This window comes from Photobacterium sp. BZF1 (assembly GCF_014349205.1).
Taxonomy (GTDB): domain Bacteria; phylum Pseudomonadota; class Gammaproteobacteria; order Enterobacterales; family Vibrionaceae; genus Photobacterium.
Genome location: NZ_JACSOF010000236.1, coordinates 1 through 6,231, shown reverse-complemented (window position 1 = coordinate 6,231; position 6,231 = coordinate 1). Strand labels below are relative to the sequence as shown.

Sequence of the window (6,231 nt, the reverse complement as noted above, 5' to 3'; positions counted from 1 at the left end):
ACCACCGTATACTTTTGACAAAGTAGTACAGATAGCAGCAGTTAGAGTAGTTTTACCGTGGTCAACGTGGCCGATAGTACCAACGTTAACGTGCGGTTTAGTACGTTCAAATTTTTCTTTAGACATGGATAGTCCCTCTAGGCACGGTATTTGGTGGCATTACGACCACACAACCAATCATGGGTTTTGTAGAGTATATATCAAAAGAAAAGAAGTCACTTGAGGAGAGATGGTGCTAATAGGCGGAGTCGAACCGCCGACCTCACCCTTACCAAGGGTGCGCTCTACCAACTGAGCTATATCAGCACACTAGAAATGTGGAGCGGGCAGCGGGAATCGAACCCGCATCATCAGCTTGGAAGGCTGAGGTAATAGCCATTATACGATGCCCGCAAAATTCGTCACTCGATAAGCTATTCTTTCTATTGAAACTGGTGGAGGGAGATGGATTCGAACCATCGAAGGCAGAGCCGTCAGATTTACAGTCTGATCCCTTTGGCCACTCGGGAACCCCTCCAAATTTTAAAGCACTTTCACTCATCTAGGAGAAAGTGGTGCCGACTACCGGAATCGAACTGGTGACCTACTGATTACAAGTCAGTTGCTCTACCTACTGAGCTAAGTCGGCGTAAGTGCTGCGCATTCTAGAGAACTATCCCTAGCCTTGCAATACCTTTTTCCCGTTTTTTTAAGTTTTCCAACCCCACTGGCGAAAAATTATCCATTATCGACATTTTGCATACAAAGCAAGGCCTTCCAGCACTAAATCCGAGCGATGACAGAAGTCTTTGCCCCAGTGCTGTGGCAGGTGACGAACACCGCCTCCGCATAGGATCACTTTAGGTTCGGTTTTCAGCTTCTCGCGAGCTTGCGACAAACCATACTCAATCAAACCCACCAGAGCAGCGCGACAACCGTTTTTCAAACCATCAGCAGTATTGTCGGCAAACGTAAGGGCATCGCCATGCTCGCGGTCGGCAAAAACCTTGGTGGTATTTTCCAATACCGACTTCATCATCAGTTGGTAGCCAGGCGCTATCCAACCGCCGAGGTGCTTGCCCTCTTCCGTCATAACATCAAATGTCAGCGCAGTACCGATATCCACGATGACGGTCGGCGCTTTAAATTCCTGGCGGATAGCCACCAGCGTCAGCCAGCGGTCGACGCCTAGGTATTGGTATTCGCTGTAAGCATTCTTAACACCAAAATCTTTTCTCAGTGTCTTTACCTGCATCACAGGGATGTTGGCTAACTGCGAGATTCGCTGTAAGGAGTTATCAATTTCTACCGGCCCGACGCTGGCAAATACTATTCTGGTGACTCCGTTCTCCAGTAAGGGCTCCAAAACCATTTCCAATTTTTTGCTCGGGTAGCGCCCGAGCAATGTGAAATGACCATCTTCAAATAGTTGGGCAACTTTTACATAGCTGTTGCCCGCTTCAATCAAAATTTGCATCAACAACCTCTAAGGCTGATTTCACCACCGAGATAAGGCGTTACCCCCTGCTCGGTTTCCAGTAATAACGCCCCCTGGTTATTGATCCCGCGAGCAATCCCTTCGACTTCGCGGTTTCCCATCAATAACTTTACAGGGCGGTCCAAAAAGTTATCCAGCCTATTCCAACGGGATGTAAAGCCTTCCATCCCGCTTTCTTCATAATCTTTCAAGGCATCGTATAAGCGATTTACCAATGCCGCGGCAAGCTTGTTCCGAGCAGGCAAGCTATCACAAGCCTCGCTCAGGTTGGTCCATGATTGCTCGATCGCCTCGCCTTCTGATTCCGGCATAGCGATATTGAGCCCCATACCAATCACCAAGTGGGCCGCTTCCCCAGCCTGGCCTGACATTTCTACCAGGATGCCTGCCAACTTCTTATCCTGGTAGTAAAGATCGTTAGGCCATTTGACCTTGATCCCTTCCGCGCCGAGCGATTCTAATGCCTCGGCGATAGCGACCCCGACTACCAGGCTCAAACCCATAGCCGCAGCAATACCCGCATCAAGTCGCCAATACATGGACAGATACAGGTTGCTACCAAATGGCGATAACCACTGACGTCCACGGCGACCCCGGCCTGCCTGTTGGTATTCTGCCAGGCAGGATGCCCCCTTGGGCAACGTACCGATACGGTCGAGCAAATACTGGTTTGTCGAGTCAATAACCGGGAGCACTTCTAGGCTCGGGCACTTTACCTGAGCCAAGATTGTATCGCAATCAAGCAGTTCCAGTTTTGTCGCTAGGCTATAGCCTTTGCCCTGGAGGCGGAAAATATCAATCCCCCAGCTACGCAAAACCTTAATATGTTTACTGACTGCCGCCCGGGAGATCCCCAGGGCTTCCCCCAAGGCCTCGCCTGAGTGGAATTGCCCGTCTGCCAGCTTGGCAATCAGAGCAAGCCGTGTGCTGTGCTCTTTCATCGAACAACCTCTGCCAGCTTCGTTTCTTTTGCCCCTGCCATGAAGCGGACTTCGTGCTCCAGTTCAATACCGAACTTCTCTTTCACGCTGTCCACTACAAATTGAGCCAGGTGCAAGACATCATCTATTTGGGCATGGTGGTAATTGACCAATACCAGAGCTTGTTGATCATGGACCCGCGCCCCACCAATCTGGTGCCCTTTGAGTTGGCACTGATCAATCAGCCAACCGGCCGCAAGCTTTTCCATGCCGTTGGATTGAGGATAATGCGGCATCGCTGGATAATGTGCAAGTAGGTGCTCAACAACATGACTCTCAACCACCGGATTTTTAAAGAAACTCCCAGCGTTGCCTAGTACTTTGGGATCGGGCAATTTAGCTTGGCGGATATCGCAAACTGCCTGCAGAATCTCGGCAGCCGTCACCGTTGTGGGGTCAAATTGCGCTAGCGGGCCATAGGAGATCACTGGTTTCCATACTTTTGGCAATCGCATCCCTACTGCAGTAATCGCATGGGAGTTTTTTAGCTCATGCTTAAAAATCGAATCGCGGTATCCAAACTGACACTCTTGCGTACTGAGACGGCGGGCTTTACCTGTAGTAAGTTCCACCGTATCCACGTAGGCACAGACATCCTTGAGTTCAACCCCGTACGCACCGATGTTCTGTATCGGCGAGGAGCCGACACAACCGGGGATCAGGGCTAAGTTCTCCAGTCCCGGCATGCCATCTTCAACCGTTTTAGTCACGAGCTGATGCCAATCTTCCCCGGCACCGACATGAATCAAGAAATCTTCGGCAGTTTCTTCCACCTCAATTCCCGCAATCCGGTTCAGCACCACTATACCGGTGAAGTCTTCACAAAATAGCATATTGCTACCTTGACCAAGGATCAGCTTAGGCATGTCACGGTAACTTTCGTCTTGCCAGATAGAGACCAAATCCTGCGCCGTTTCGGCGATGACAATTTCTCTGGCCTTCACGTCGAGGCCAAATGTGTGAAACGGGGCTAGTGACCTATCCTGCAAAACTTTCATGCGACTTTTGATCCATACCTTTATACTAGGGGGTGCATTTTAACTGATTCATCCTTTCTTGGCAGTGTTTTCCCTATGAGCAAGCTTAGTTTCCACCCGTTAGAACCATTACGGTTCCCACTTATCAACCGTTTTTACAAAACACATTACCCGGCTGGGAAAGCCAAGAAGGATGAAGCCATCTGGATAGGTGAGGATAACAAGGGGATACAGGCCTGTGTCAGGTTCAAGCAATTTGAAGATTTCCAGCTCCTGACCGGTATGCTTGTCCATCCTGATTTGCGTTCACAAGGCCTAGGGGCGGAGTTGCTCGCTGCCTGCCAGAGCCAGACTGTGGTAAAACCATGCTACTGCTTTGCTTTTAGCTTTTTAGAGTCGTTTTACCAATCTGCAGGTTTTGTAACGCTGACAGACAACCAATTGCCTGAAGCGTTACGTACAAGGATAAACCGCTACCGACAAAGCGGTAAAACACTGACACCCATGCTCTATGATCAAAGTAGCAGCGTGAAATGAGCCATACGTGACCCATGCCAAGCTTGCAATACATAGACTATGGTGTTTTTCTGATATAATCGCGCTCTTAACTAACCGATTCATCCTTATTAAGGTCGCGTAAACGAGGCGATAATGGATTCAGCTATTGCTAACAAGCAACGCATTGAGCAACTGCCGTGTATTGCACACAAGCCAGAAGATTTAGAGACCCTTCTCGATGCAGGATCGTTCCGTGAACGTCTCCACCAAGAAATCTCCAATGCCAAAGCGCGTATTTATCTAGTTGCGCTCTACCTACAAGATGACGACGGTGGACGTGGGATCCTCACGGCACTGTATGAAGCCAAGCAGGCTAACCCTGATCTTGATATCAAGGTTCTGGTAGATTGGCACCGAGCCCAACGTGGGCTTATCGGCGCAGACAAATCCGACGGGAATGCTGCGCTGTACCGTGAGTTCTCCGAAAAGTATGAGCACCAGATCGAAATTCTTGGTGTTCCAGTTCGTAACCGCGAAGTCTTTGGTGTACTGCACCTCAAAGGCTTTGTAGTCGATGACAAGATCATCTATAGCGGCGCAAGCCTCAATGATGTCTATCTAGCCCAGCACCAACGCTACCGCTACGACCGATATCACGTTATCCACAATGGCCAGCTTGCAGACAGTATGGCTAATTTCATTGTCGACACTCTGGTCAATAGTGATGCCGTTAACTGCCTGAGCCAGATTAACCGTCCTGATACCCGAAACCTTAAAGGGGCAATCAAGGAACTGCGTCACCAGCTGCAGAAAGCCAGCTATCAGTTCGAACCGGAAGAAGTCGCAGAGACTGAGGTCGGTCTTACTCCGCTGGTCGGTCTTGGCAAGCGCAAGAATAAGCTCAACCAGCATATCTGCACCCTGATTGCCAGTGCCCAGCAGGAGCTGATCATCTGTACTCCTTACTTCAACTTCCCACGTAGTGTTAGCCGGGAAGTGAAAAGGGCACTACGCCGTGGCGTAAAGGTGACTATTGTCGTTGGTGACAAGACTGCCAATGACTTCTACATTCCGCCTAGCGAGCCGTTTAAGACAATTGCTGGGTTGCCATACCTGTATGAAGTGAACCTGCGTAACTTTGCCAAGCAGAATGAAGGAGCGATAGCCCGTCGCCAGTTGGCTATCCACCTTTGGAAGCACAATGACAACAGTTTCCACCTCAAGGGGATCTGGGTTGACCGCAGCTACATGCTGATCACCGGTAACAACCTTAATCCGCGGGCTTGGAAACTAGATCTAGAAAATGCCATTCTGGTTCACGACAAGCAACAGTTGCTGGCTGAGCAGAAACAAGGTGAGATCGACCGTATCCTTGAACATACCCAGCTTGTGGGCAGCTATAAGTTTATCGATAAAATCGACGTATACCCTGCGCCGGTGCGTAAGTTGATCAAACGTATCCGCCGGGTTAAAGCCGATCATATCCTAAACCAGATCCTGTAAGAGAGACGACCATGACTATTGCTGCCATAGATGTAGATCCTCAAAAGACCTTTACTCCACTATGCCCTAACGAGCTACCGGTAGCTGAAGGTGACACTATCGGCTCGGAGTTAAATCGCCAAGCAGCATTAGCTAGCGTTCGTGTACTGACGAAAGATGCCCATCCACATAATGCGGTATGGGTTGTCGACTCACACGACAAGATGCTCTCTCCTTTGGATCACCCCAATGCCGATTTAACCTGGGTCAGCCATGCTGTTCCAGGCACAGTAGGATTTGAAACGATCCCGGATCTTCCCGCGGTGACAGAGTATGATCATGTTATCTGGAAAGGGATCGAGCCTGATCTTCACCCCTACGGTGCCTGTTACCATGATCTTCAAGAGAAGCTCAGCACTGGCCTTATCGAGTGGTTGCAAGCCAAAGCAGTCAAAACAGTCTTGGTGGGTGGGTTGGCCACTGACTACTGTGTTAAAACCACAGCCTTGCAGTTACAAGCATCCGGCCAATTCCAAGTGATCGTCAATCTCGCAGCATGCCGTGGTATTGCACCCGATACTGTCGAACAGGCTTGTATAGAGATGAAAGCGGCCGGGATAAGTGTGTGTGATAGCACAGAGGCCGTTAAAGCCCTACTGTAACCACTATCCCTTCCATCGCTTTCTACTAAACCCAGCCTTTGGCTGGGTTTTCTTTTTCTTGTGGTTCTGTGGTTCTGTGGTTCTGTGGTTCTGTGGTTCTGTGGTTCTGTGGTTCTGTGGTTCTGTGGTTCTGTGGTTCTGTGGTTCTGTGGTTC

Annotated in this window: 7 protein-coding genes and 4 tRNA genes; 3 read left to right on the top strand and 8 right to left on the bottom strand. The window is 49.7% G+C overall.

The window, feature by feature from the left end; translation table 11 throughout:
* The 8 genes from BIZ37_RS29050 to murB form a co-directional block, all read right to left on the bottom strand.
* On the bottom strand, window positions 1–126 hold a 126-nt coding region (locus BIZ37_RS29050; RefSeq protein WP_230856459.1), incomplete at its 3' end, for a GTP-binding protein.
* 104 nt (window positions 127–230) lie between these two features.
* Window positions 231–306, bottom strand: a tRNA-Thr gene (locus BIZ37_RS29045).
* A gap of 12 nt (window positions 307–318) precedes the next feature.
* Window positions 319–393, bottom strand: a tRNA-Gly gene (locus BIZ37_RS29040).
* A 39-nt stretch (window positions 394–432) separates the two neighbouring features.
* Window positions 433–517, bottom strand: a tRNA-Tyr gene (locus BIZ37_RS29035).
* Between the two features lie 35 nt (window positions 518–552).
* Window positions 553–628: transfer RNA gene (locus tag BIZ37_RS29030), tRNA-Thr, on the bottom strand.
* A 96-nt stretch (window positions 629–724) separates the two neighbouring features.
* Window positions 725–1,456, bottom strand: a complete 732-nt coding sequence (locus tag BIZ37_RS29025; protein ID WP_187464497.1) for a type III pantothenate kinase — start codon at window positions 1,454–1,456, stop codon at window positions 725–727.
* On the bottom strand, window positions 1,456–2,418 hold the full coding sequence (gene birA, locus BIZ37_RS29020) for a bifunctional biotin--[acetyl-CoA-carboxylase] ligase/biotin operon repressor BirA (protein ID WP_187464496.1): 963 nt from the start codon (window positions 2,416–2,418) through the stop codon (window positions 1,456–1,458). The genes BIZ37_RS29025 and birA overlap by 1 nt, the downstream gene beginning before the upstream one ends.
* Window positions 2,415–3,455 carry a UDP-N-acetylmuramate dehydrogenase gene (gene murB, locus BIZ37_RS29015; RefSeq protein WP_187464495.1) on the bottom strand — a complete coding sequence of 347 codons (1,041 nt, stop codon included), beginning with the start codon at window positions 3,453–3,455 and terminating at the stop codon, window positions 2,415–2,417. The genes birA and murB overlap by 4 nt, the downstream gene beginning before the upstream one ends.
* A 75-nt stretch (window positions 3,456–3,530) precedes the next feature.
* On the opposite strand from murB, the gene BIZ37_RS29010 reads away from it, so the two are divergent.
* From BIZ37_RS29010 to BIZ37_RS29000, 3 genes are all read left to right on the top strand, one after another.
* On the top strand, window positions 3,531–3,971 hold the full coding sequence (locus BIZ37_RS29010; protein WP_187464494.1) for a GNAT family N-acetyltransferase: 441 nt from the start codon (window positions 3,531–3,533) through the stop codon (window positions 3,969–3,971).
* Between the two features lie 114 nt (window positions 3,972–4,085).
* On the top strand, window positions 4,086–5,435 hold the full coding sequence (pssA, locus tag BIZ37_RS29005) for a CDP-diacylglycerol--serine O-phosphatidyltransferase (protein WP_187464493.1): 1,350 nt from the start codon (window positions 4,086–4,088) through the stop codon (window positions 5,433–5,435).
* Window positions 5,436–5,446: 11 nt separating this feature from the next.
* Complete coding sequence (locus BIZ37_RS29000; RefSeq protein ID WP_187464492.1) at window positions 5,447–6,076, top strand: nicotinamidase; 630 nt, start codon at window positions 5,447–5,449, stop codon at window positions 6,074–6,076.
* Window positions 6,077–6,231 lie beyond the last annotated feature (155 nt).